Below are 23997 nucleotides of genomic sequence, written 5' to 3'. Positions count from 1 at the left end.
TATTAATCCAAATCCTTAAAGCCAACCTTATTCAGTATTAAACCTGAAGCCGGGGCGATGTAGTCCATTTGCAGGGCATCATCTCCTTTAAGACTTTGCGCTATCTGGTCCAGCGACAATTCCCCTTTTCCCACCTGCACAAGCGCGCCCATCATAAGCCGTACCTGGTGCCTTAAAAAGCCTTCGCCATGCACGTGAAATATGTAATTATTCTTCGGAAAAAAACTGGCTTTGAAAAGATCATTTTCGGTAATTTCAGCACGTTTGATCTCTCTTTCAAACTTGCTGTTTTCAGAAACCCGCACGCAGTAATTCCTGAAGTTATGGGTTCCCTCAAAAAGTTTTGCAGCCTTTTTCATGGTTTCAAGATCGAGATCAAAAACAAAATTCGCCATCATTGGGGCGCAAAACGGATGGTTTTTTTCACCAAAGGAAAACAGGTAGGCATATTCTTTAATCTTAGGATGCTGGATAATATTAAATTTGGCATCCACTTCCCTAACCGAAAGTGCGCGGATATCCTGGGGTAAATTCAGATTAAAAATCTGTAAAAATTCATCCAGGTCTTCCAGCGGTTCATTTTCAAGAAATAATTCAAAAGAAGATTCCTGGGCCGATACCATGGCATCTGTACGGCTGCTTCCCAAAATTTTGAATTTTCTGTCCGGCATTGCCCAATGCAGGGTTTTTGTAATAAGCCCCTCCACCGTTTTTAATTTAGGCTGCTTTTGCCAGCCATGAAGACGGTAACCTAAAAACTGAATTTTTATGAGGTAATAATAGCGTTTTCGCTGCAAACCTGTATTTTTCGGTAAAGATAACAAGATAATCAAGAGCAGAAAGTGACGGCAAAATAGAGGTGTATGCAATCAGTAATAATAATATCCCTATTTTTAGTCCAAGTTTAAGCCTTCCTGCAAATGAGCAAAACAATCACAGAATTACTATACCAGGCCCGCATTCTAAAATTCTTTAACTATACCAGCACGGTAAAAATTAATAACAAAGGTTTTAAGATTCCCATTATGGGAGAAATGGGGTACACAAACCTTAGTACTTCTGAACCCTGGATGACGCGTTTACTGGAAATTCTTCTCCCGCAAAGCAGTGGAAATTTTTTAGATGTGGGAGCCAATATTGGGCAAACACTACTCAAGTTAAGAAGTGTAAACCCAAAAATAAATTACCTGGGATTTGAGCCTAATGCAGGCTGTCTTTTTTACTTAAGAAGACTGATTGAAGCTAATAATATCCAATTTGCTAAAATAATTCCGGTGGGTATATCTGAAAAGACTGGGATTGGAAAATTGAATTTCTTTTATGCAGATGATGCCGATAGTTGTGCTTCCATGCTTGAGGATTTCCGAAGTAAGAAGGTTTACAGGAAAGAATATATTCCTTTATTTCATTATGAAGAGTTAATTCCTGATTTGAAGGAAAAAACCGCTTTTTTAAAGGTAGATGTTGAAGGTGGGGAACTGGAGGTATTAAAAAGTTTTAAATCTAAAATTGCCTCAGATAAGCCTTTTATCCTGTTAGAAATTCTGCCGGTTTACAAACCGGAAAATCTCGATAGAAAAAATCGACAGGATGCTATACAGGACCTCCTAAACAGCCTGCAATATTCGCTTTACAGGATTTACAAAAAGGATGGAATGTTTAACGCAATCAATAAAGTGAATGATATAGGGATCCACTCCAATCTTGAAGAATGTGATTATGTTGCTGTCCCTTCAGCTAAAACAGAAGAATTTCTTGAAAGAATTGAAGATTATAAGATAAAGATTGCGTAATTATTGATATGTCTCCTATCGGAATAGTTTTTACTCAGTTCTGAATAATTTAATTCTTCTGCTTCTTAACTTCTTGGATCAATGCTGAAGATATTATCAGGAATGAAAAGCTCTTATGCTCGCCAAATTATTTTCTTTTATTCCGGAAACATTGCGAGCCTTGCATTTCCATAAATTGTGTGGTATTTCCTCTACAACAACTTCTAAATTTTTTAAGAAAATATTATTAGTTTTTATTTTTATTTAGTTCATTTATATTCTGAATCGATATAATTTTTAAATCATCAAATAATGATCAGGTTTTTTGCGATGCTGCTCTTTGGATTATTTTGTTTCTCCGGAAACCTGTATTCAGAGCAGTTAAATAATATTAATAAAAACACCCTGGTAGAAAAAACAGAACCTCTTGGTAAAGATAATATAGCTTATAAATGGGGGCATCTGGCGCTGGTGGCGACTGCTAATGATACTGAAAAATTTAAGCCCCGTCCCACGATAACTTCCCGCTATCTGGGCCTGATCTTTACGGCGGTGTTTGATGCCTGGTCCAGGTATGATGAAAGTGCTGTTCCCGTTTATCTTAAAGATGTGGCAAGAAGGCCTTCCCTGGAACAAAACCTAAATAATAAGGAAATTGCTATTAGTTATGCGGCCTTCCGGGCCATGAATGAATATTATTATAGCGATGAACAGCTCTTCAGGGATTTTATGCTGGAATTGGGGCTGGATCCGGACGATCACTCTTTAGATCCCTCCAATCCTGTGGGAATAGGGAATCTTGCCGCCAAAGCAGTTATTGAAGCCAGGCATAACGACGGGGCCAATCAATATGGCGAGGAAGAAGGTTCTCTAGGCAAGCATTATTTTGACTATTCCGGGTATGAGCCGGTAAATACTGCCGATGAAAATGTAGATCCTAACAGGTGGCAATCCAAATATTTTTCTGATGGGAAAGGAGGAAAATTTGCGCCTAAATGCCTTACCCCGTACTGGGACCAGGTAGAACCCATTGGTTTAAAATCGGCAGACCAGTTTAGGCCGGGACCCCCGCCTTTAATTGGTTCTGAACAACTTAAAAAAGAAGTGATGGAAGTTGTGGAGCTACAGGCAAATCTTACAGGGGAACAAAAGGCCCTGGTAGAGTTTATGCGGGATGGGCCTCAATCTGTTCAGCAGGCAGGCCACTGGTTGAATTTTTCGCAGCAGGTTTCGGTAAGGGATCAACACACGCTGGATGAAGATGTGAAAATGTATTTTTATGTGCAAATTACCGCCATGGATGCCTTTATAGCTTCCTGGGAATCTAAAATGTATTACGATTTTGCCCGTCCTTTTGCACTGGTTCATGAATATTATAAAGATAGCATCATCACCGGTTGGGGCGGCCCCGAAGAAGGCATGGTTAAAATGAAAGGAACCGGGTGGCGGCCTTACTCCCCTGCTACTTTTCTTTGTCCGCCATTTCCCAGTTATACTTCCGGGCACAGTACCATTAGCGGCGCCTGCGGGGAAGCTTTAAAATTGTTTACGGGAAGCGACAAATTTGGATCTCAGGTAAAGCTGATCCCCGGTGCGCTTACAGAGCCCAACCGATTAGAAAAAGAGGTAATCCTTAAATTTCCCACCTTTACAGAAGCAGCAGAAATGGCAGGTATTTCCAGGGTACTTGGCGGCTATCATATCCAGTCTGATAATCTTGCCGGGCTAAAACTTGGGCGCGACGTGGCACATGAAACCTGGAAATTTTATCAAAAACATCTTGGTGAAATGTAAGATTTCATCATTAAATAAAAATAAGCCATGTTTCAGGAGAAGACATGGCTTTTTTAGTTGCAGTAGTTTCTTATCTGTGCTCAGGTTTAAGTATTTTAGTGCCAATGGAAGATAAAATAAAGGAGCAGCTTTTAGGATTCTGGTCTACTCCTCCCCTATGGAAAAAGGACCAATTTGGGATGAAGCAATTTCATTTTCCGAAGAAAGATAAAGAATTTAATGGGCTGGATTCTGTTTATTCTTCTCACAATATTCTTGGGAAGAGAATGGAGAGCTTTTTTAAACACCTTATTAATTTTACGCCAGATTATGAGCTTATAGCCTCCAATATTCAGATTCACAGAGAAAAGATTACCATTGGTGAGATTGACTTTTTACTGAAAAACCCGCTGCAAAAAAAGTTTTATCATGTGGAACTGGTTTATAAGTTTTATGTTTATGATCCCGAAATTCAAAATGAAACTGAGCGTTGGATTGGCCCGAATAGAAGAGATACTTTACTCCAAAAAATTAAAAGGTTAAAAGAAAATCAATTCCCTTTACTCTTTAGACCCGAGACTGAAGAGTTTCTTGAAAACCACAATTTAGATCCTTCGGAAATCCTTCAGGAGGTTTGTTTTAAAGCTCAGCTTTTTCTTCCGAAGAAATTAAAGAAGGACACCTTTTCTCATATTAACAAAGAATGCATCAGCGGTTACTGGATAAAAGCAGGAGAATTCCGGGGAGCACCATACGAAAATGCCCTTTTTTACAGTCCGAAAAAGCCAGACTGGCCTGTAGATCCCATGCACAATAAAATATGGTACTCCTATTCAGAAATTATAGAACAGGTAAACGTATTTCTTCTTAAAAAAAGGTCCCCCTTAATCTGGATGAAAACTTCCGAAGAAAATTATGAGAAATTCTTTTTAGTCTGGTGGTAATTTATTTTAGCTAAGAGAGGCTTATAAAATCGTAAACATTAATTAAGAAACATTTAGCACCAATGGCCTTCAAAGCCCTTTGAATTGGCTATAATTCGGCTTATCTTGAAAAAAGCGAATAACCATAATAAAGGAAGCTGAAAATCCAAAATTCGCTTCCTTTTCAACCAAAAAATTTTAGATATGTCAATTATAAGTCAGGAAAAATTTAAAGAAATTTCAAACTTCCATGGAGAGCCTTGCGTGAGCATTTTTCTTCCTACGCAAAGAGGCGGAAAGGAAGTTTTGGAGCAAAAATCCAGGACGCAGTTAAAATCCATTTGGGATGAAACGAAAAAGGAACTGGAAGCAATGGAGGTTCCCGGTGAAAAAATAGAGCAATTAGGCAAGCCTGTACAGGAACTTATAGATGATGCCGAATTTTGGAGACATCAGTCCGATGGTCTGGCAATATTTTCTGCGGAAGGCTTTTTTGAAAAATTTACTGTTCCCGTAAACTTTGAAGCCTATAAGTATATTTCCAAAGAATTTTACGTGCGGCCACTGGTTCCTGTTTTTAATGGAGATGAACGTTTCTACCTGCTTGCGGTAACCCAGGACAGCGTTTCTTTTTATGAAGCAACAAAACACAGCATTGGGGAAATTGAAGTAGACGATCTTACGCCTTCCCAGCTGGAAGACAGGGTGGGTTATGATTATGAAGAAAAACACAGCAAGAGTAAAACGCAGAATTCCCAAACGGGTTCGGCCACAACGCATGGATATGATGCTGCAAACCGAGATGATAAAAATGAGATTCTCAGGTTTTTCAGGGCTATAGATAAAGGCCTTCATGAAATTTTGCGTGATGAAAAGGCACCTTTGGTAGTAGCCTGCCAGGATTATTTATTTCCTATTTACAAGGAGGCGAATTCGTATAAAAACCTGTTTGATGAAGTTGTTCCTGGAAATCCATCAGATTCCGATATGCTGGGCCTACATCAAAAAGCCCTTGGAATAATGGAGCCGCATCTGGAAAAAGAAAAAAGGAGTAAACTGGAAAATTTCAAAGAACATACTCCGGAGCAGGTTTCTTCTAAAGTAAGTGATATCATTCCGGCAGCTTTTGAAGGAAAAATTGATACCCTTTTCCTGGAAAACCGGGGAGAAGTTTGGGGAACTTATAATGAGGAAAACCGTAAAGTGGAAACCGAAGAACAGAGATCTTCAAAAAACACTTCGCTAACCAACCTTGCTGCCGCCAAAGTAATAGAAAACGGAGGAGCTGTGTATTTGGTGGAACATGCATTTATGCCTGAAAAAGACGCCGGTTTAAACGCTATTTTTAGATATAGCTAGAATCTTGATTATTCAAAAACATTTGAGGGCGGCAACTGCCGCCTTTTTTGTATCCAAAATGTTATCTTTAGGGTCTAAAAAAATTAAAATCTTATATGGACACCAATCTTGCAGTATTAATTGACGGTGATAATATCCCATCAGCATATATTAAAGAAATGATGGAGGAAATAGCCAAATTTGGCAATCCTACCGTAAAACGCATCTATGGGGATTGGACCAAGCCTCACCTCGCCAAATGGAAAGCGGTGCTTTTGGAAAATGCTATAAACCCCATTCAGCAATATGGGTACACCCAGGGAAAAAACGCTACCGATTCTGCAATGATTATTGATGCCATGGATATCCTGTATTCCAACAAAGTAGATGGGTTTTGCCTGGTCTCCAGCGACAGTGATTTTACCCGCCTGGCCACCAGGTTAAGAGAAGCCGGCAAAAAAGTGATTGGAATTGGAGAAAAAAAGACTCCGGAGCCATTTATTGTAGCCTGTGACCGCTTTATTTACATTGAAATTCTTAAAAATAAGGATAAAGAAACCGAACAGGAGTCTACCAAAGGCAAAACAGAGAAAAAGAGCAATGTAGATAAAATTACTCCAAAAGTGGTAAGGCTTCTTTCCGCCACTATTTCTGATGTTGCCGATGAGGATGGCTGGGCGTTTTTGGGTGACGTGGGAAGTTTGCTTCAAAAGAAACAGCCTAATTTTGATTCCAGGAATTATGGTTTTCAAAAATTAACACCAATGATAAACTCTATAGATAAGTTTGAAATTGAATCCAGGGAAAATCAGAATTCAAGATTTAAACTTATTTATGTTCGAAATAAATAATTAAACATGCGTAGTATTAAAAACATTCATAAAGCCGAATACCGGCCAATTGCAGACCTTATTACTTATTCTCCAATGCCCACTGGAAGTATCCAGATGATTGATCCTTTTTTATTTCTTAATCATCACGGGCCTCAAAAATATCCTGCAAATAATAATGGGTTGCCTTTTGGGCCGCACCCGCACCGGGGAATGGAAACTGTTACTTTTATTCTTGACGGGGACATCGCCCATAAGGACTCCGGTGGACATAAAAGCGTGATAGAAAGTGGTGGCGTTCAATGGATGACCGCCGGCAGCGGACTCATACACGCCGAAGTTTCTTCTGAAAAATTTAAAAAAGAAGGTGGTGACCTGGAAATTTTACAGCTTTGGGTAAATCTTCCTGCAAAATATAAGATGACAGAACCCAAATATCTGGGATTTCAGAAAGATCAAATTCCAACGATCTCCCTGGATGAAGGCAAAATTAAAGGGCAGGTAGTTTCAGGTAAACTTGAAGATACCACTGGAGCGTTTGATACTTTTACGAATGTTAACCTTTCTACCCTTCATTTTGAAGAAGGGGCAAAACTGGAACTTTCCATTCCCAGGGAAAACAATATTTTCTTTTATGTAATTAAAGGAGAATTTGAGGTAAATGAAACCCAGGTAAAAGCTTTGCATCTTGCCGAATTTAATAATGATGATGAAAAACTACTCATTAAAGCAAATGCTGATAGTACCTTATTGCTAGGTCATGCAAAACCGTTTGATGAACCGGTAGTTGCACGCGGTCCCTTTGTAATGAACAGCATGGAGGAAATAGACCAGGCCTACACCGATTTTCAATCGGGTAAGATGGGTGCATGGAGTGAATAAATTTTTTGTTAGTTATAATACTCTTAAACTACCCTGTCTTTCTTCCTGATTTCAGTAAATTAAGACAAACAAAAAATAGGTTATGGATATTACTTTAGAACAGGCACAGGCAGCAATAGAGGCTGCCAAAAAGAAAGCAACAGCAATAAATGTGATGATGAACATCGCTATTGTAGATTCAGGAGCAAATCTTAAGGCATTTGTCCGAATGGACGGTGCCTGGCTGGGTTCTGTAGATATAGCTGTAAAAAAAGCCAAAACCGCCAGGTTTTTTGATATGAACACTGGTGAAATTGGAAAAATTTCGCAACCCGGGAAATCGCTTTTTAATATTGAGCATTCCAATGGCGGGCTCATTACGTTTCCAGGTGGGATTCCCATTAAAAATACCGAAGGCGAAATTATAGGCGCGATTGGGGTATCGGGGGGCACGGTAGAACAAGACCACGAAGTTGCCACTTTTGGAATGAATGCGGTGAAATAGGCATTTTAACGAAATTACAAAAACAGAAAACCCCTTCTTGCGCAAGGGGCTTTTCTTTGGTGCTATTAATGCCTTTCTTCCAGCACCTTTACCACGTCCTTGAGCGAATAGCCCTTAGCTTTTAAAAGGATCAAATAATGAAAAAGTAAATCGGCACTTTCATTTAGAAACAGCTCTTCATTATCATCTTTGGCTTCTATCACGGTCTCTACCGCTTCTTCGCCAACTTTTTGGGCAATTTTGTTGATGCCTTCATCAAAAAGTGAAACAACGTAGCTGGATTTATCTTCCCGCAATTCCGGCTCCACTTCACTCATTCTTTTTCGTTTCGCGATAATGCCTTCCAGCTGAGAAAGAAACCCAAAATTTGGTTCATTTTTTTCTCCCCAGCAGGTATCGGTTCCTTTGTGGCAGGTGGGGCCTTCAGGATTAACGCTTATTAATAAAGTATCATTATCGCAGTCATTTTTAATAGCTACAAGATGGAGAAAATTTCCACTCTCCTCCCCTTTTGTCCATAACCGGTTTTTGGTCCTGCTAAAAAAAGTTACTTTTTTGGTCTCGCTGGTTTTCAGGAATGCTGCTTCATTCATATACCCCAGCATAAGCACATTTTTAGTTGAAGCATCCTGAATAATTGCCGGCACGAGTCCGTCTTTATTTTTACTGAAATCTATATTCATTTTATTAGTTTTTATTCCTTCCTCCATATTTCCCGTTTAACTAATCTACAGTCTAAAGTCTATCGTTTAATTTCCAACTTTTAAAGCCTGACTGCAATTCCATTCTTTCGCAATTCTTTTTTAAGATCATTAATTTCGATCTCTTTAAAATGAAAAACACTGGCGGCCAAAGCAGCATCAGCTTTACCTTCTTTAAATGCCTCGGTAAAATGTTGCATGTTCCCGGCACCGCCAGAAGCAATAATGGGAATATTTAAGTCTGAAGATAATTTGGCCAGTGCAATATTGGCAAAGCCATCTTTGGTACCATCATTATTCATGGAAGTAAAAAGAATTTCCCCTGCGCCACGTTTTTCCACTTCCTTGGCCCAATCGAAAAGATCCAGTTCTGTGGGAACTTTCCCGCCTACCAGATGTACCAGCCATTTTCCATTTACCTGCTTTGCATCTATGGCAACGGTGATACACTGGCTCCCGAATTTCTTTGCCAGCTCATTTATAAGCGCCGGATTTTTTACTGCGGAAGAGTTAATGGAAACCTTATCTGCGCCATTCTTTAGCAGGATATCCACATCTTCTACGGAAGAAATCCCACCTCCAACCGTGAACGGAATATTTACTTTTTCAGCCACTCTCAACACAAGATCGGCTAGTGTTTTTCTTCGTTCTTCGGTAGCCGAAATATCAAGGAACACCAATTCGTCTGCACCAGATTCAGCATAAACAGCGGCCAGTTCCACAGGATCTCCGGCATCCCGAAGATCTACAAAGTTAATCCCTTTTACCGTGCGGCCGTTTTTAATATCCAGGCACGGAATTATTCTTTTTGTAAGCATCTTTTTTAGTATTGAGTAGTGAGTACTGAGTATTGAGCACTAAGATTTTTCTGAATGCTCAATTCTATTGCCAACTACTTTTTTAAAATAAAATCTTCCAATTCTTTCAGGCTTATTCTTCCTTCATAAATGGCTTTACCAATTATGGCCCCTTCGCAGCCTATTTCAGCCAGTTTTGGAAGCTCATCAAATGTTGAAATCCCGCCTGAAGCAATCAAATTCAGTTTTCCGATTTCTAAAGTTTCTTCTAAAATCTTTCTATAGAGATCAAAAGAAGGTCCCTCCAGCATTCCGTCTTTAGAAATATCGGTACAAATCACGTATTGCACACCTTCCTGCTGGTATTCCTGGATAAAAGGAATCAGCTCCTTTTCCGATTCTTCCTGCCAGCCGCTAATGGCCACTTTTTCATTGTGAGCATCAGCACCCAGAATAATTTTTCCAGGACCAAATTTATTAATCCAGGATCTAAAAGTTTCAGGATCTTTTACCGCAATGCTCCCTCCAGTTATCTGCTGAGCACCACATTCAAAAGCGATTTCCAGGTCTTTATCTGATTTTAATCCGCCGCCAAAATCAACTTTTAAAGATGTATTTGAAGCGATTTCTTCCAAAATTCTATGATTTACAATATGTTTTGACTTCGCTCCATCCAGATCTACCAGGTGAAGGTATTCAATCCCATGGGCTTCAAACTTTTTAGCAACTTCCAAAGGATGCTCATTGTAAATCTTTTTAGTATTATAATCACCTTTAGAAAGCCTTACGCACTTTCCTTCAATGATGTCTATGGCCGGGATGATTCTCATCTTGAAGTTGAGTTTAGAAGTTTGAAGTACGATATTTCATACTGAATTTAATTATCCTTTTCCTGTGAATCTTCATAATTCTCATCTTGAAGTTAGAGTTTAGAAGTTTGAAGCACGATATTTCATACTGAATTTAATTATCCTTTTCCTGTGAATCTTCATGATACTCATTTTGAAGTTAAAGTTTAGAAGTTTGAAGTACGAATTACTTCAAATTATTTTTTCTAGTATTATTAATTGAAGTAACTATAATAGAAACTATTTCATTAGCCTCTTTGTGCAAAGCTCTTATTTCTTCATGATTTTCTTTTAAAACTTCTAGTAAAAGTTCCAGAAAGTACATGCTTTCATCAGCTTCCTCTTCAACAATTTTAAGTTTATTTAGAAAATCAGCTGTTGATTTAGCTCTTTGTGCCGCACGATAATTGGCGCCAACAGAACTGGATGAACGAATCAATTGATTAACGTAAGCATTGTATTCCCTGGAATATGGAATTTTTGAACAAAGTTTCCAGCAGTTTATCGCAAATAGCTTAGTCCTGTCTTTTAGGTTTTGCACAGTTTATTTCTTTATTTCTAATTCCATTCTTCCAAATTCGTACTTCTAACTTCGTACTTCTAACTTCAAAAAATTCTCCAGTATTTTCTCCCCTGCTTTGCTGCTTTTTTCGGGATGAAACTGGACGCCGTAAAAATTATTTTTCTGTATAGCTGAAGTATATTCTACTCCATATTCTGTAGAAGCAATGGTTTCTTTACATTCCGGAATGTAATAACTGTGCACCAGGTAAACATATTCATGCTCTTTTATCCCTTCAAAAAGAGCCGATTTTAAATCAAAAATCTCATTCCACCCAATCTGAGGCACTTTTAGTTTATTATTGAACTTTACCACCCGGGCATCAAAAATTCCCAATCCCGCAGTATCTCCTTCTTCACAATATTCACACATTAACTGCATACCAAGGCAAATTCCCAGCACCGGTTGCGTAAGTTGTGGAATAAGCTTTTCCAAACCGGTAGATTTCAACATTTTCATGGCGCTACTGGCCTCCCCCACACCCGGGAAAATTACTTTATCGGCATTCTTAATGGTTTCCGCATCGCTGGTTAGTACGGCTTCAAAACCAAGGCGCTTAACGGCAAATTTGATGCTCTGGATATTTCCCGCCCCGTAATCTATAATGGCTATCCTCAAGCCCCCTCTTGCTCCCCCATCGGGGGAATAATCTTTATTATTGTTAATCATAATTTGATTGAAATTAAAGAAGAATTTTAACTTCTAAATTCTTATTTCTAACCTCTTACTTCTAAAGCATTCCCTTTGTTGAAGGCAAAATCATCTTTTCAGCATCACGCTTTACCGCCATTTTTATCGCTTTTGCAAATGCTTTAAATATCGCTTCAATTTTATGATGTTCATTCGTTCCTTCAGCTTTAATATTGAGATTGGCTTTTGCGCCATCTGTAAAAGATTTGAAAAAGTGATGAAACATCTCTGTAGGCATTTTTCCTACCATTTCACGCCTGAATTCAGCTTCCCAAACCAGCCAGTTCCTGCCGCCAAAATCAATCGCTACCTGCGCCAGGCAATCATCCATTGGCAGGCAAAACCCATAGCGCTCAATGCCAAGCTTATTTCCTAAAGCTTTGCTGAAAACCTCTCCCAAAGCAATTGCGGTATCTTCAATGGTATGATGCTCATCCACTTCCAGATCACCTTTTACCGTTACTTCGAGGTCCATTTGTCCATGCCGGGCGATTTGATCCAGCATATGATCAAAAAAGGCAATTCCTGTGGCGATATTCGATTTCCCGGTCCCGTCCAGGTTCAGCTTGATAAAAATATCAGTCTCGTTGGTCTTACGGCTGATTTCTGCTGTACGGTCGTTCAGCTTTAAAAATTCGTAGATCTCTCTCCAGCTATCGGTTTTTAAGGCAATACAGCCATCCAGCTCTTCTTTCTTGTTTTTTACTTCTTCGGCTCCCAAATCTTCATGAGTATCAATAAAAATTCCTTTGCCGCCAAAGTTGAAGGCGAATTCAATATCGGTGAGCCGGTCGCCTACCATGAAGGAATTCTTCAAATCATACTCTGGCTTATCGAGATATTTTTCCTTCAGCAGACCAATATTAGGCTTTCTGGTGGGAGCATTGTCTTTAGCAAAAGTGCGGTCAATAAGCGCTTCTGAAAATATTATGCCTTCATTGGCCAGAGTTTTCATAATAAAATTCTGAATGGGCCAGAAATCATTTTCCGGAAAAGCATCGGTTCCCAACCCATCCTGATTGGTCACCATAACCAAGTCATAATCCAGCTCTTTGGCTATTTTTGACAAATAATAAATGCATTCCGGGTAAAATTCCAGTTTATCCAAACTATCGATCTGATAATCTTCCGGTTCGTGAATTAAAGTGCCATCGCGGTCTATAAACAATATTTTTTTCATAGTCGAATTGTCTTTTCTGAAGTAAGATGATTAACTAATCTCCTTAAGCGCTGCTATTAATTTTCTGTTTTCTTCTTTTGTACCAATCGTAAAACGCAGGCTATTTTCACAAAGAGGCTGGGTAGTGCGGTTACGAATCACGATCCCTTGGCGGAGCAATTCCTCATATCTTTTTGTAGCATTGTCTACTTTTACCAGAATGAAATTAGCATCTGAAGGATAAATCTTTTCAATGTATTTCACTTCATCCAAAGCTTTAAATACCGTGCTTCTTTCTTCCAGAATATCAGCTATTTCCAAATTTAATACTTCTTTATTTATAATTCGGCTTAAAGCACGCTGCTGGGTAAGTTCGTTTACGTTGTAGGGTGGTTTAATTTTATTAAGAATCTGAATAATCTCTTCGGAAGCATAGCAGATTCCTAACCTGATTCCTGCCATTCCGAAAGCTTTGGACAACGTTTGGGTAACTACCAGATTAGGATATTTTTCCAATTTTTTAAGCCAGCTTTCCTTCGCGGAAAAATCGATATACGCTTCATCAATAATTATGAGCCCGTTAAAATTCTCAAGAAGCCTCTCAATATTTTCTTCTGAAAAAGAATTACCCGTAGGATTATTCGGGGAGCATAAAAAGGTCATTTTAGTGCGCTCATCTGCGGTTTGCAGAATTTTATCCACATCCGGTTCAAAGTCGGCAGTAAGCAATATTTCCCTGTTCTCAATATTGTTGATATTTGCCAACACTTTGTACATCCCGTAAGTAGGCGGTAAAGTGATCACATTATCTGCTCCCGGTTCACAGAACGCCCTAAATAATAGGTCTAAAACTTCATCGCTGCCATTTCCCAACAAAATATTCCCGGCATCCACAGCTTTAATTTTCGCCAGTTCCTCTTTAAGATTGCGTTGCTGCGGATCGGGATAGCGATTTACGTCGGTTTGAAACGGATTTTCATTGGCATCCAGAAAAACCATTGCATTACCGGTGCTCTGGTATTCGTCCCTGGCGGAAGAATAAGGTTTCAGATCCTTTACATTAGGACGTACTAAATAATTAATGTTGAACTTTTTAGGCTGCATTGATTTTCTTCAAATTTGACACTTCGTAATTAATTGAGTTTTTTATTTGCCGTTAAAAGATGCTAAGACAAATTTAGCATCACGAAACTATAAAGCCTGACATATCATCCATTTTCAGATTATCACATTTTCAAATTGATATATTAACTTAATTTCTTCAATCTTAGACTCACCGCGTTTTTATGAGCCTGCAAACCTTCAGCATCAGCCATTACTTCTATTGCCGGGCCAATTGCTTTTATTCCGCTTTCTGAAATTTTTTGAAAAGTCATACTTTTCATAAAACTGTCCAGGTTAACCCCGCTATACTGCTTGGCATAACCATTGGTGGGTAAGGTATGATTAGTGCCCGAAGCATAATCTCCCGCACTTTCCGGCGTGTAATTGCCTATAAAAACAGAGCCGGCATTTTGCACATTTTCAGCATAAAAGTCATTATTAACCGTACAAATAATAAAATGTTCCGGGCCATATTCATTAATTAGCTCCAGTGCTGTTTCCTTATTTTCCACATAGATCAACTTGGAATTTTCTATAGCTTTTCCAGCAATTTCCTTCCGGGGAAGTTCTTTTAACTGATTTTCTACTTCCTTTTCAACATTATTAATCAGATCTTTTGAAGTGGAAACCAGGATCACCTGGCTATCTGCTCCATGCTCGGCCTGGCTCAGTAAATCTGAAGCCACAAAGGCCGCGTTGGCTGCCTCATCTGCCACCACCAGTAGTTCTGAAGGACCGGCCGGCATATCTATCGCTACATTATGCCTTGTGGCCAGCTGTTTCGCCACCGTCACAAACTGGTTGCCGGGGCCAAATATTTTATAAACTTTCGGGATGGTCTCGGTGCCAAAAGTCATTCCTGCAATCGCCTGAATCCCCCCAACTTTATGAATTCGGGTGATTCCGCATAAATCGGCCGTGTATAAAATAGCAGGATGCACATTTCCCTTTGTATCGGGCGGCGTGCACAATACCACTTCCTTGCAACCCGCAAGTGCAGCGGGAACGGCAAGCATTAAAATTGTTGAAAATAAAGGCGCCGTGCCCCCCGGAATATACAATCCTACTTTTTGAATAGGGCGCTTCTCCTGCCAGCATTCTACGCCGGCAGTGGTTTCTAACCTTACCACTTCCGTTTTCTGGGCGGCATGAAACTTTTCAATATTGGTTTTAGCGAGGAAAATAGCGTCCTTAAGTTCCTGGGAAAGTTTATTTCTGGCATCATCTGTTTCCATTGCCGTAACCCGTGTTTCTTCCGGTTTAAACCCGTCAAAAAGCTCGGTATATTTTTCAATGGCCGCATCCCCGTTTTTAATCACTTCAGAAAAAATCTGGTTGACCGTTTCTTCAATATCTTCAACAGTTTTGGTTGGACGCTTTAAAATTTCCAGCCATTCTGAAGGTTCGGGATTGTATATTTTATTCATAATCTAATATTTGAATTTTCTGAAATTGCGTCTACATGACCATTTTTTCAATAGGCGCAACCAGGATTCCTTCAGCGCCACTATTCTTCAGTTCATCTATAACTTCCCAAAAGCGTTCTTCGTTTATAACAGTATGTACCGAGCTCCATCCTTCTTCAGCTAAAGGCAAAACCGTTGGGCTGCGCATCCCGGGAAGTAATTTGATTATTTGTTCCAGATGCTCATTTGGGGCATTCAGCAAAATGTATTTAGAGGTGCGGGCATTAAGTACCGATTTTATCCTGAACTGCAGCTTTTCCAGAATCTGTTTTCTTTCCGAAGAAATCTGTGGAGATATGGCTAAAACCGCCTCGCTTTTAAGCATTACCTCTACTTCCTTCAGGTTATTCTTAAACAAGGTACTCCCGCTGGAAACGATATCGCAAATCCCATCGGCAAGTCCAATATTAGGAGCAATTTCCACAGAACCATTAATGATATGAAGCTCTGCCGTGATTCCCTTTTTTTCCAGGAATTCATTTACGGTATTTGGATAGGAAGTAGCAATTTTTTTCCCATTAAGATCTTCAATACCCCTGTATTTCATAGATTTTGGAACAGCCAGTGAAACCCTACATTTCGAAAAACCAAGTTTTTCTCCCTGGATGATATCTTTGCCTTTCTCTATAAGCACATTTTCACCAATAATGGCTGCATCTACCACCCCGTCTCTCAGGTACTGCGGAATATCGCCATTCCTGAGGTACATCACTTCCAATGGGAAATTGCGTGCCGAAGCTTTGAGCTGTTCCTTGCCATTATCTATAGAAATTCCAGCATCTTTCAAGATTTTAAGGGAATCCTCATTAAGCCGCCCCGACTTTTGAATTGCTATTCTTAATTTTTCTTTACTCATTTTTTTAATTTTTCCTCTGCTGAACTTATTTCAACAATTTTAAAAAAGCAATATCTTTAATACTGCAACTGAATTATACAAAACAAAAAACCCGTTTGAATAGCTCAAACGGGTTTTAATATGGTAAAAATTACAGCATACCAAACTTACCTCGCCTGAGCGCAGAAGTAAATATGATGGTGGTGATGTAATTGATTTGCTTTCATAACCTGCACAAATCTAAACATAAAATTTAAAAAGCAAAACAGCTTTTTATTTTTTATGAAATATTTTTCTAATTGCTTCCAAGGATTACCGGCATTCCACTTTCCCCGGAGCCAATAATCACTGTTTTTGCGTTGTTGGATTTTGCTAATTCTAAAGTAGCCTGTATGCCTTTTTCCTGCAAAACCTTGTCGGTTAAAGATTCACTTAAAATCCTGTTGGCGCGTGCTTTACCTTCAGCATCTATTCGCTGGCGCTCTGCTTCCTGCTGTGCTTTGGTAAGGCGGTATTCGTATTCCAGGGATTCCTGCTCCTGCCTTAACTTTCTTTCTATAGCTTCTTTAATTGTTGAAGGCAAAGAAACATCCCGCACCAGCACCTCATTAACCTGCACATACTGCTCCCGGAGCAGGATCTGGGTTTCTTCCAGAATTTCCTTCTGGATGGCCTCTCTTTTGCTGGAGTACAATTGTTCGGGATTATACCTTCCCACCACGGCACGGGCAGCAGATCTCACTGCAGGTTGCAATAAGCGTTCTATATAAGCTTCACTTTTTTCTTTATGCAATTTGCCTAAATCTTCATAAGCCGGTTGAAACCACACCGAAGCATCAAGATTAATTTCCAGCCCGTTAGAAGAAAGTACGTTCATTTCTTCATCTATAGACTGCTGGCGCACTTCATAAACAAAAACTTTATTCCACGGGGCAACAATGTGAAACCCTTCACTTAACGGAGGTTCATCTGTAACTACCCCGCCTCCAAAGGTTTTATAAAGTACTCCGGCCTCTCCGGATCCTATGGTAACCGTAGATTTCGCCAAAAGTATAATGACGAATACTACAACAATAAATAAGGGGATTGCAATCTTAGGTAATCTTTCCATTTAAAATATTTAGTTGATAAATTTAATTCAGGGTTATCCGTTTCCTATAAAACCTGGGTAAAGGGACATGCCGCCGTCTACAAAAATAGTGGTTCCATTTACATATTCAGATTTATCTGAAGCCAGCCATAAGGCAACTTCAGCCACATCTTCCGGCTCTCCCAGGCGGTTATATGGAATTAGTTTTAAAAGCTCAATCACCTGCTTTTCATCTTTCCATACATTTTCATTAATAGCCGTTTTAATGGCTCCCGGGGCAATACTATTCACCCTTATTAACTTATTGGCCACTTCCTGGGATAAGGTCCTCATAAACTCTGTAAGGCCTCCTTTGGCAGCGGCATAATTAATATGGCCCGCCCACGGGATTTCCTGATGAACAGAACTCATAAAAATGATTTTCCCGGCAGATTTGCTTATGCCCTCCACCACGCCGCGCTTAAGAAAATAGCGTACGGCTAAACGGGAACATAAAAAAGCACCGGTGAGATTGGTTTTAATTACCAGCTCCCAGTCTTTTAATGTCATTTCATCTAAAGGAGCATCTTTTTGAATCCCGGCATTACTTACCAGGATATCAAGATTATTATATTTGGTAAAGACCTTTTCAAACATTTCTTCCACAGATTGCTCGTCTCCAACATCTGCCTGCAAAGCGAAAGCCTCTCCCCCTTCGTTTTTGATGGTATCTACCGTAAACTTAGCGCCTGCTTCATCGCTGTGATAATTCACCGCCACCTTTGCCCCGGCCCTTGCCAGGAAAATACAAATACTCTGGCCCAGGCCGGAACTTCCCCCGGTAACCAGGGCCACCTGGTTTTTCAAACTCTTTTCCATACTTCGCAATTTAAATTAAACCGGTATATTTTCTGTAAAACCATTCCCCTGCCAGAAGTAACACCAACAGGAACAGCAAATAATACCAGTCGATCAAAGGTACTGTTTTTTCATGGCTTTTCTGAAGCGGGGTAAGACCTTTATTCTGAAGCAGATCCCGGATTAAGCCTGAGGCGTTCTCTGGAAAATATATCTTTGTGCCATTAGTGTTGGCCAGCAGTTTAAATTTGTCCAGATTGGCCGAAGCAAACTGTTGCTCCACATTAAATTCTACCACCGTGAAATTGCCCGATTTTGAAAAAGCAGTATTCCCTACATTTACCTCAAAATTGTACTCTCCCGGTTCCAGATTGCCCAGATCCACTTCATAATGATTATTGCGAAGCAACAGAGGAGCTTCTATAGCTTCCTCATTTTGGGGATTGAGTTTGATGTTTAAAACGGCATTGGGGTCAAACTGATAATTTTCATCAAAGTATTGGGCCAAAATTGTAATATTAGTATTCCCGTAGTAAAAAGATTCATAATCTATCCGCAAGCGTTCCCTCCTGCTTTGAGAGGAAAAATTCTGAATTATTTCTCCGAAGAAAGTATCAAATTCTTCAAAATTCTGATTTTTAAGAAAAGATTCTGCACGCCACTTCCAGATATTTTCGCCCATTAGGAAGCCAGATCTTGAAGAAGAACCTTCAGCAATGGCCAGCAAAGGCTCTCCGGTTTCCACTCCTTCAATTTTCTGAAATAAAAGAGGTTCTACCGAATTGGATGTTATTTCCACCGTTCCAAACTGGTCAAGCAAGGGAGGAAAATCTTCAAAACCTATATCTTCAAATTGAAAATTATTAAAACCAGGATTGGGAACCGCAAAAATTTCCTGTTCCTTAAAAGCAGCATCCTTCGCCAAAAGATCCTGGTTGTTATTTAAAAAATCCCAATCGGTTTCAGTACCGGTGATGATAAAATAATCCTGATTATTTTGTTTTATTTTCTCAAAAACAGATTTAAAGTTAAGGTTTGGCTGATAGATAATAACCAGTTGATAATCATTTAAATCAACATCAACATCGTCTAAATATTTTATTTCTGCCTGTCGCTGTTCATTGGCTTCAATAGATTTTTTGAGGGCTCCAAGATCGGGATGAGGAGTGGTGGCAAGAAGAAGAACTTTAGTACGTTCATCTATGACTTCAACCGCAAATTTTTCAGAATTATTGATCCTGTTCTTTTCAGTAGCAGCAGGAATAACTTCAGCTTCATAGATTAATGCTCCAAGACGCGAAGCAGGCAAAGTAGTATGGACTACCGCAGAATTATTTTCCGCAGTAAATTTGAGATTTTCAGTATATAAAACAGTTTCTCCTGAACGGATCTCAAATCTTGTTTCCAAAGGTTCTTCCCCGGAATAATTGATTATGGCCTCTATGGGAAAGCGATTGTTCAAAAAGGCATAGCGGTTAACATTTAGAGCTGCCAGATCGAGATCCAGAAAGCGGGTGGTGTCCCCAACCAATACAGGAAAAAGGGAAGTATTTCCTGCCGATTTAAAATAGCTGAAATCGCGCCCGATGTTCTGGTTTCCGTCTGAAATTAATACCAGTGCAGAATTGGCATTTTTATTAATTTCATCCAGCTGGTTTAATGCTGAGAAAATATCGGTTTGTGGCTCGTTGAAATCCAGGCCTGCTTCTGCAGAAAGGTTTTTTCCAAAACTGTACTGCTGAATATTAAAACGCTCCTGAATTTCTTCATTTTCTATAAGTCTTTGAACAAAATCGCGCAGCGTAGCTTCCTGCTCAAGTTTTGCTATAGATCCCGAATTATCTATGGCTAATAAAAGATCGGGCTTTTCAATGCTGAAAGTAGTAGAGCTTATTTTGGGATTAATCAGTAATAATAACAACGTAAAGATGGACAAAAACCTGAGAAAAAAGAAAATGTAGGCGGTTTTCCCCTTCCTTCTATTCTTGTACAGGTACTGAAAAAAAGCAAACCCCAGCGCAAAAATAACGGCCAGGGTTATATATAAAATATCGCTAATTATCATTGGAAGTACGAGGTTAGAAGTACGAGGTTAGAAATGCGAAACCTAAAGTGCTAAGTGCAAGGTTAGAAATGTGATTTCCGGAACTCATACAACCTTTACAGTAAATTTTCTTCTGCATTTCTTCATTTCATTTTTTTAAATATTTGCACTTCAAGCTTCTAAAGGCTCACTTCTTAAGTAAGCATGCCGCCATTTACATGAAGTACCTGCCCGGTAACATACGTACTCAAATCACTGCCGAGAAAAACACAGGCGTTCGCAATGTCTTCAGGCGTGCCTCCCCTTTTTAACGGTATGGCATCCCTCCAGCCCTGCACCACTTTCTCATCAAGCTTCTCCGTCATTTCGGTTTCTATAAAGCCGGGTGCAATTACATTGGTACGGATATTACGCGAGCCTAGTTCCAGGGCCATAGATTTAGAAAACCCAATAATCCCTGCCTTTGAGGCCGCATAATTGGCCTGACCAGCATTTCCTTTAACTCCTACAACAGAACTCATATTAATAATGCTGCCGCTTCTTTGCTTCAGCATCGTACGCTGGATGGCTTTGGTCATATTAAAGATGGACTTCAGGTTCACTTCAATCACCTGGTCAAAATCTTCTTCGCTCATACGCATAAGCAAATTGTCTTTAGTGATCCCGGCATTGTTCACGAGAACATCTATAGAACCAAAATCTTCAACTACCTCTTTTATTAATTTCTGGGCCTCTTCAAAGTTAGCGGCATTAGATTGATAGCCCTTTGCCTTTATTCCCATTTCTGAAAGTTCCTTTTCAAGCTCTTCTGCAGCTTTAGCGGAAGAGGCGTATGTAAAGGCCACATTTGCTCCATGTTCAGCAAAAATCTTCGCAATTCCCCTTCCTATTCCACGGCTTCCACCGGTGATAATTGTATTTTTTCCTTCTAAAAGTTTCATGTATTTGTAAATTAGAGTATACGTATACTAGTTTAACTTCAAATATAGCAAAAGCTAAAAGGCCTGAAATAAAAAATCCTTCTGAAATGGCTATTTTAACCAATTCTCAGAAGGATTTGATGTATAGAGTATGAGTGAAATTATCCTTTTAAAACTTCTGCTACTTTTTTACCTATTTCCGCAGGAGAATCTACCACGTGAATTCCGTTTTCTTTTAAAATTGCCTTTTTAGCCTGGGCTGTATCTTCGCTCCCGCCAACTATGGCTCCTGCATGGCCCATGGTTCTGCCGGCAGGTGCGGTTTCCCCGGCGATAAAGCCTACAACGGGCTTTTTATTGCCATTTTCTTTAACCCATTTAGCGGCATCGGCTTCTAATTGTCCGCCAATCTCGCCAATCATTACAATACATTCGGTTTCAGGATCATTCATTAAAAGTTCCACTGCTTCTTTGGTTGTGGTTCCTATAATTGGGTCACCACCAATACCAATGGCGGTTGTAATTCCCAAACCTTGTTTTACTACCTGGTCTGCCGCTTCATACGTTAATGTACCAGATTTTGAAACAATCCCCACTTTTCCTTTTTTAAATACAAATCCAGGCATAATTCCCACTTTCGCTTCTTCGGGAGTAATTACGCCGGGGCAGTTAGGCCCAATAAGGCGGCAATCTTTATGTTTTATATATTCTGAAGCTTTCACCATATCGGCTACAGGAATACCTTCAGTAATAGTAATAATTACTTTAATTCCGGCATCGGCAGCTTCCATAATCGCATCGGCTGCAAAGGCCGGCGGAACAAAAATTATAGAAACATCTGCCCCGGTTTTTTCAACAGCTTCAGAAACTGTATTAAAAACTGGTTTATCCAGATGTTCGCTTCCGCCCTTACCGGGAGTTACCCCACCAACAACGTTAGTCCCGTATTCTATCATTTGACCTGCATGAAAGGTACCTTCACTTCCGGTAAACCCCTGCACTATTATCTTCGAATCTTTATTTACTAAAACGCTCATAAATATGTATTGATTTTAATCGATAGCAAAAGTAGGTTTTTAAAAATAAAGTTTAAAGCCTTTTAAGAAGTTTATTGAGTAAAAGACCTGAATCACGCGGGGTTTTCAAGCCGAATTTTTTCGTAACAGTAAAAGTTTAGCGAAAAAAGAAGAAAGAATGATTACTACCGTTATTTGCGATAATTACAGCCTTTTTAATGCCTTTTCCGGCAAAGCAAAAGCCGGCAATTGTACCGGCTCTTCCTTAAAAAATTATAATCTCACCACAGTAATTTACCTAATGGAATCCCTGATAATGCGAAAAACAGAATCCCTGCGCATAAGCATTTGGCGGCGTCTTTTTTCCAGTTCCTTCCTTCGCTCTTCCATTTGCGCGCGCATATCATCACTTATTTCCATCCTACTCTGCAATTCCTGCTGCCTGGATTTAAACTCCTCCTGCCTTTCTACAAATTCTTCCTGTCTTTCCTGCATTTGCGCTTCTCTTTCCTGCATTAGCGCCATCCGTTGTTCCAGCCTTTCCTGCAGGCGTGCACTGTCTTTAGAGAAATTTAGCTGCATGGCTTCAGACCTTCTTTTTTCAAGACGAAGGCTATCTGGTGCCGGTGGAGCAGGTGGAGCAGCAGGTGCTGGAACATTTGTTTTTTCCATTGCAGGAGGTGGTGGCGGTGTGGGAAGTTTTTCATGTGGCGGCTCTGGAGGTGGCGGCGGTAATAAACTTCCTCCTTTAATCTTTGCGAATTTTGTTTTTAAATACTCCTGATTTAATTTTTTGAGAAAGCTTTCTTCTGCATTGGAGATGGAAATATTCAAATTTGTATTTTTAATCTCCTCTTCTGTCCAGCCCTCGGTAACTTCATTTAATTTATTGCTGAAATTTTTAAGCCTGGCTTTTTCACCATTCAGCATAACATTTTCTCCGCTTATTAAAATAGAGATGGATTTTTCTTTTTGCTGAAGAAAACTTTTCATAGAAACCTGCTCTATGGGTTTTGGATGAAGCAAACTTTTATCTGGGGCTTTTCCTGTTTTAGCTGAAGGTTTTGCTACAATTTCATTATTAAATAAAAACAGGCAAAGGGCAATTACTAATGGCAGAAGGCTTAATCTTGCTGCCATTCTTTTTTCTGAAAATGGTTTTGAAATCATAAGTATTCGTTTTTTGACCTGGCGGCCCGGCTTTTCTTTAAAAATTTTCTTGCCGAAAATCGTCAGGCGGGTTAATGAATGATTAAATGCACTCGACATTGCGTTGTGATGAGCACCTGCCGAGTAATGAACTAAAAGTTGGGAGTAAGTGAGTATGTGATGATCTTTTGCGATTACACTTGCATCTGCAAGAAATTCGTGGTTTACCCTGATAGACCTTTTATACATGATAAACAAAGGATTAAACCAGAATATAATTTGAAGCACTTCTACTAAAAGGATATCCCAGGTATGTTTTTGCAGCACGTGTGCCTGTTCATGCTGTAAAATTTCAGGCGCAATTTTATCTTCTTCAAAATCATTTTTATTCAGAAATATATATTTTAAAAAGGAATGCGGTGCGGTTTTCTTCCGAAGTAAAACATTGGTATATTTTGCTGAAATCACTTTCCTGTTAAACCTGATTTTATTTCTAAACTGAAGCAGGTTCCGCAGAAACCTAAAGCCAAAAACTGAAAATCCTATCATGTAACCCGCCCATAGGATATACGGAAAAAAATCTGCCGTGCTCCAAACCGACTGCTGAATATTGTTATTTTCGGCAGCCTTTATAAAAACAGCCTCTTTCTGAATCTGAGCAGGGAGCTCTATGGCTTCGGTTTCATAAGAAATAGTAATTAAAGGAATGCAAAGAGATAACAGCATTGCTCCCAGGAGGTAGAACCTTTTAAACTGGTGCATTTTTTCATTTTCCAG

23 protein-coding genes are annotated in these 23997 nt (G+C 39.5%); 7 read left to right on the top strand and 16 right to left on the bottom strand.

Annotated features, from left to right (window positions below):
• Window positions 1–2: 2 nt before the first annotated feature.
• On the bottom strand, window positions 3–797 hold the full coding sequence (gene truA / locus AB8M93_RS14320; protein ID WP_373058860.1) for a tRNA pseudouridine(38-40) synthase TruA: 795 nt from the start codon (window positions 795–797) through the stop codon (window positions 3–5).
• Window positions 798–920: 123 nt separating this feature from the next.
• On the opposite strand from truA, the gene AB8M93_RS14315 reads away from it, so the two are divergent.
• The 7 genes from AB8M93_RS14315 (at window position 921) to AB8M93_RS14285 (ending at window position 8002) form a co-directional block, all read left to right on the top strand.
• Window positions 921–1793, top strand: a complete 873-nt coding sequence (locus AB8M93_RS14315) for an FkbM family methyltransferase (RefSeq protein ID WP_373058858.1) — start codon at window positions 921–923, stop codon at window positions 1791–1793.
• Window positions 1794–2084: 291 nt separating this feature from the next.
• A complete protein-coding gene (locus AB8M93_RS14310) occupies window positions 2085–3566 on the top strand; it encodes a vanadium-dependent haloperoxidase (protein ID WP_373058856.1) in 1482 nt (493 codons plus the stop codon).
• Window positions 3567–3670: 104 nt separating this feature from the next.
• Window positions 3671–4489, top strand: a complete 819-nt coding sequence (locus AB8M93_RS14305; RefSeq protein ID WP_373058854.1) for a DUF1853 family protein — start codon at window positions 3671–3673, stop codon at window positions 4487–4489.
• Window positions 4490–4672: 183 nt separating this feature from the next.
• Window positions 4673–5827, top strand: coding sequence for a baeRF7 domain-containing protein (locus AB8M93_RS14300; protein ID WP_373058852.1), 1155 nt, complete (start codon window positions 4673–4675; stop codon window positions 5825–5827).
• A gap of 95 nt (window positions 5828–5922) precedes the next feature.
• Entirely contained in the window at window positions 5923–6657 is a 735-nt protein-coding gene (locus AB8M93_RS14295; RefSeq protein WP_373058850.1) for an NYN domain-containing protein, read from the top strand.
• 6 nt (window positions 6658–6663) lie between these two features.
• Window positions 6664–7518, top strand: coding sequence for a pirin family protein (locus tag AB8M93_RS14290; protein WP_373058848.1), 855 nt, complete (start codon window positions 6664–6666; stop codon window positions 7516–7518).
• An 82-nt stretch (window positions 7519–7600) separates the two neighbouring features.
• On the top strand, window positions 7601–8002 hold the full coding sequence (locus AB8M93_RS14285; RefSeq protein WP_373058846.1) for a GlcG/HbpS family heme-binding protein: 402 nt from the start codon (window positions 7601–7603) through the stop codon (window positions 8000–8002).
• Between the two features lie 65 nt (window positions 8003–8067).
• Here AB8M93_RS14285 and hisIE read toward each other — a convergent pair whose 3' ends face one another.
• The 15 genes from hisIE to AB8M93_RS14210 all read right to left on the bottom strand — a co-directional run bounded on the left by hisIE (window position 8068) and on the right by AB8M93_RS14210 (window position 23982).
• Window positions 8068–8685 (bottom strand): bifunctional phosphoribosyl-AMP cyclohydrolase/phosphoribosyl-ATP diphosphatase HisIE, encoded by a 618-nt coding sequence (gene hisIE, locus AB8M93_RS14280; protein ID WP_373058844.1) that lies wholly within the window; start codon window positions 8683–8685, stop codon window positions 8068–8070.
• Window positions 8686–8765: 80 nt separating this feature from the next.
• Complete coding sequence (hisF, locus tag AB8M93_RS14275) at window positions 8766–9521, bottom strand: imidazole glycerol phosphate synthase subunit HisF (protein WP_373058842.1); 756 nt, start codon at window positions 9519–9521, stop codon at window positions 8766–8768.
• A 74-nt stretch (window positions 9522–9595) separates the two neighbouring features.
• Window positions 9596–10330 carry a 1-(5-phosphoribosyl)-5-[(5-phosphoribosylamino)methylideneamino]imidazole-4-carboxamide isomerase gene (hisA, locus tag AB8M93_RS14270; RefSeq protein ID WP_373058840.1) on the bottom strand — a complete coding sequence of 245 codons (735 nt, stop codon included), beginning with the start codon at window positions 10328–10330 and terminating at the stop codon, window positions 9596–9598.
• A 205-nt stretch (window positions 10331–10535) separates the two neighbouring features.
• The gene (locus AB8M93_RS14265; RefSeq protein ID WP_373058838.1) at window positions 10536–10889 is read right to left on the bottom strand and encodes a four helix bundle protein; all 354 of its coding nucleotides are present in this window, start codon (window positions 10887–10889) and stop codon (window positions 10536–10538) included.
• A gap of 45 nt (window positions 10890–10934) precedes the next feature.
• Window positions 10935–11528: an imidazole glycerol phosphate synthase subunit HisH gene (gene hisH / locus AB8M93_RS14260; protein WP_373058906.1), complete on the bottom strand. Its 594-nt coding sequence runs from the start codon at window positions 11526–11528 to the stop codon at window positions 10935–10937.
• Between the two features lie 112 nt (window positions 11529–11640).
• Entirely contained in the window at window positions 11641–12780 is a 1140-nt protein-coding gene (gene hisB, locus AB8M93_RS14255) for a bifunctional histidinol-phosphatase/imidazoleglycerol-phosphate dehydratase HisB (protein ID WP_373058836.1), read from the bottom strand.
• A 30-nt stretch (window positions 12781–12810) separates the two neighbouring features.
• The gene (gene hisC / locus AB8M93_RS14250; protein ID WP_373058834.1) at window positions 12811–13863 is read right to left on the bottom strand and encodes a histidinol-phosphate transaminase; all 1053 of its coding nucleotides are present in this window, start codon (window positions 13861–13863) and stop codon (window positions 12811–12813) included.
• 143 nt (window positions 13864–14006) lie between these two features.
• On the bottom strand, window positions 14007–15290 hold the full coding sequence (gene hisD, locus AB8M93_RS14245) for a histidinol dehydrogenase (protein WP_373058832.1): 1284 nt from the start codon (window positions 15288–15290) through the stop codon (window positions 14007–14009).
• A gap of 31 nt (window positions 15291–15321) precedes the next feature.
• On the bottom strand, window positions 15322–16185 hold the full coding sequence (gene hisG, locus AB8M93_RS14240; protein WP_373058830.1) for an ATP phosphoribosyltransferase: 864 nt from the start codon (window positions 16183–16185) through the stop codon (window positions 15322–15324).
• A gap of 274 nt (window positions 16186–16459) precedes the next feature.
• Window positions 16460–17275 (bottom strand): prohibitin family protein, encoded by an 816-nt coding sequence (locus AB8M93_RS14235; RefSeq protein WP_373058828.1) that lies wholly within the window; start codon window positions 17273–17275, stop codon window positions 16460–16462.
• Window positions 17276–17308: 33 nt separating this feature from the next.
• The gene (gene fabG / locus AB8M93_RS14230; RefSeq protein WP_373058826.1) at window positions 17309–18112 is read right to left on the bottom strand and encodes a 3-oxoacyl-ACP reductase FabG; all 804 of its coding nucleotides are present in this window, start codon (window positions 18110–18112) and stop codon (window positions 17309–17311) included.
• 10 nt (window positions 18113–18122) lie between these two features.
• A complete protein-coding gene (locus AB8M93_RS14225) occupies window positions 18123–20156 on the bottom strand; it encodes a vWA domain-containing protein (RefSeq protein ID WP_373058824.1) in 2034 nt (677 codons plus the stop codon).
• Between the two features lie 173 nt (window positions 20157–20329).
• Window positions 20330–21076, bottom strand: a complete 747-nt coding sequence (gene fabG / locus AB8M93_RS14220) for a 3-oxoacyl-[acyl-carrier-protein] reductase (protein ID WP_373058822.1) — start codon at window positions 21074–21076, stop codon at window positions 20330–20332.
• A gap of 140 nt (window positions 21077–21216) precedes the next feature.
• Complete coding sequence (gene sucD / locus AB8M93_RS14215; RefSeq protein ID WP_373058820.1) at window positions 21217–22092, bottom strand: succinate--CoA ligase subunit alpha; 876 nt, start codon at window positions 22090–22092, stop codon at window positions 21217–21219.
• 273 nt (window positions 22093–22365) lie between these two features.
• Window positions 22366–23982 carry a M56 family metallopeptidase gene (locus AB8M93_RS14210; RefSeq protein WP_373058818.1) on the bottom strand — a complete coding sequence of 539 codons (1617 nt, stop codon included), beginning with the start codon at window positions 23980–23982 and terminating at the stop codon, window positions 22366–22368.
• Window positions 23983–23997 lie beyond the last annotated feature (15 nt).

It is taken from the genome of Autumnicola aciditolerans (assembly GCF_041679265.1).
Taxonomy (GTDB): domain Bacteria; phylum Bacteroidota; class Bacteroidia; order Flavobacteriales; family Flavobacteriaceae; genus Autumnicola.
Note: the sequence above shows the minus strand (reverse complement) of the source record. Positions and strands in the feature narration are given on the sequence as shown.

What these genes read in the sequence shown, in the direction of transcription:
- AB8M93_RS14315 (WP_373058858.1), top strand. Translation starts at nt 921, where the DNA reads ATGAGCAAAACAATCACAGAATTACTATACCAGGCCCGCATTCTAAAA.
- AB8M93_RS14310 (WP_373058856.1), top strand. Translation starts at nt 2,085, where the DNA reads ATGATCAGGTTTTTTGCGATGCTGCTCTTTGGATTATTTTGTTTCTCC.
- AB8M93_RS14305 (WP_373058854.1), top strand. Translation starts at nt 3,671, where the DNA reads ATGGAAGATAAAATAAAGGAGCAGCTTTTAGGATTCTGGTCTACTCCT.
- AB8M93_RS14300 (WP_373058852.1), top strand. Translation starts at nt 4,673, where the DNA reads ATGTCAATTATAAGTCAGGAAAAATTTAAAGAAATTTCAAACTTCCAT.
- AB8M93_RS14295 (WP_373058850.1), top strand. Translation starts at nt 5,923, where the DNA reads ATGGACACCAATCTTGCAGTATTAATTGACGGTGATAATATCCCATCA.
- AB8M93_RS14290 (WP_373058848.1), top strand. Translation starts at nt 6,664, where the DNA reads ATGCGTAGTATTAAAAACATTCATAAAGCCGAATACCGGCCAATTGCA.
- AB8M93_RS14285 (WP_373058846.1), top strand. Translation starts at nt 7,601, where the DNA reads ATGGATATTACTTTAGAACAGGCACAGGCAGCAATAGAGGCTGCCAAA.
- hisIE (WP_373058844.1), bottom strand. Translation starts at nt 8,685, where the DNA reads ATGAATATAGATTTCAGTAAAAATAAAGACGGACTCGTGCCGGCAATT.
- hisF (WP_373058842.1), bottom strand. Translation starts at nt 9,521, where the DNA reads ATGCTTACAAAAAGAATAATTCCGTGCCTGGATATTAAAAACGGCCGC.
- hisA (WP_373058840.1), bottom strand. Translation starts at nt 10,330, where the DNA reads ATGAGAATCATCCCGGCCATAGACATCATTGAAGGAAAGTGCGTAAGG.
- hisB (WP_373058836.1), bottom strand. Translation starts at nt 12,780, where the DNA reads ATGAAAAAAATATTGTTTATAGACCGCGATGGCACTTTAATTCACGAA.
- hisC (WP_373058834.1), bottom strand. Translation starts at nt 13,863, where the DNA reads ATGCAGCCTAAAAAGTTCAACATTAATTATTTAGTACGTCCTAATGTA.
- hisD (WP_373058832.1), bottom strand. Translation starts at nt 15,290, where the DNA reads ATGAATAAAATATACAATCCCGAACCTTCAGAATGGCTGGAAATTTTA.
- hisG (WP_373058830.1), bottom strand. Translation starts at nt 16,185, where the DNA reads ATGAGTAAAGAAAAATTAAGAATAGCAATTCAAAAGTCGGGGCGGCTT.
- AB8M93_RS14235 (WP_373058828.1), bottom strand. Translation starts at nt 17,275, where the DNA reads ATGGAAAGATTACCTAAGATTGCAATCCCCTTATTTATTGTTGTAGTA.
- fabG (WP_373058826.1), bottom strand. Translation starts at nt 18,112, where the DNA reads ATGGAAAAGAGTTTGAAAAACCAGGTGGCCCTGGTTACCGGGGGAAGT.
- AB8M93_RS14225 (WP_373058824.1), bottom strand. Translation starts at nt 20,156, where the DNA reads ATGATAATTAGCGATATTTTATATATAACCCTGGCCGTTATTTTTGCG.
- fabG (WP_373058822.1), bottom strand. Translation starts at nt 21,076, where the DNA reads ATGAAACTTTTAGAAGGAAAAAATACAATTATCACCGGTGGAAGCCGT.
- sucD (WP_373058820.1), bottom strand. Translation starts at nt 22,092, where the DNA reads ATGAGCGTTTTAGTAAATAAAGATTCGAAGATAATAGTGCAGGGGTTT.
- AB8M93_RS14210 (WP_373058818.1), bottom strand. Translation starts at nt 23,982, where the DNA reads ATGCACCAGTTTAAAAGGTTCTACCTCCTGGGAGCAATGCTGTTATCT.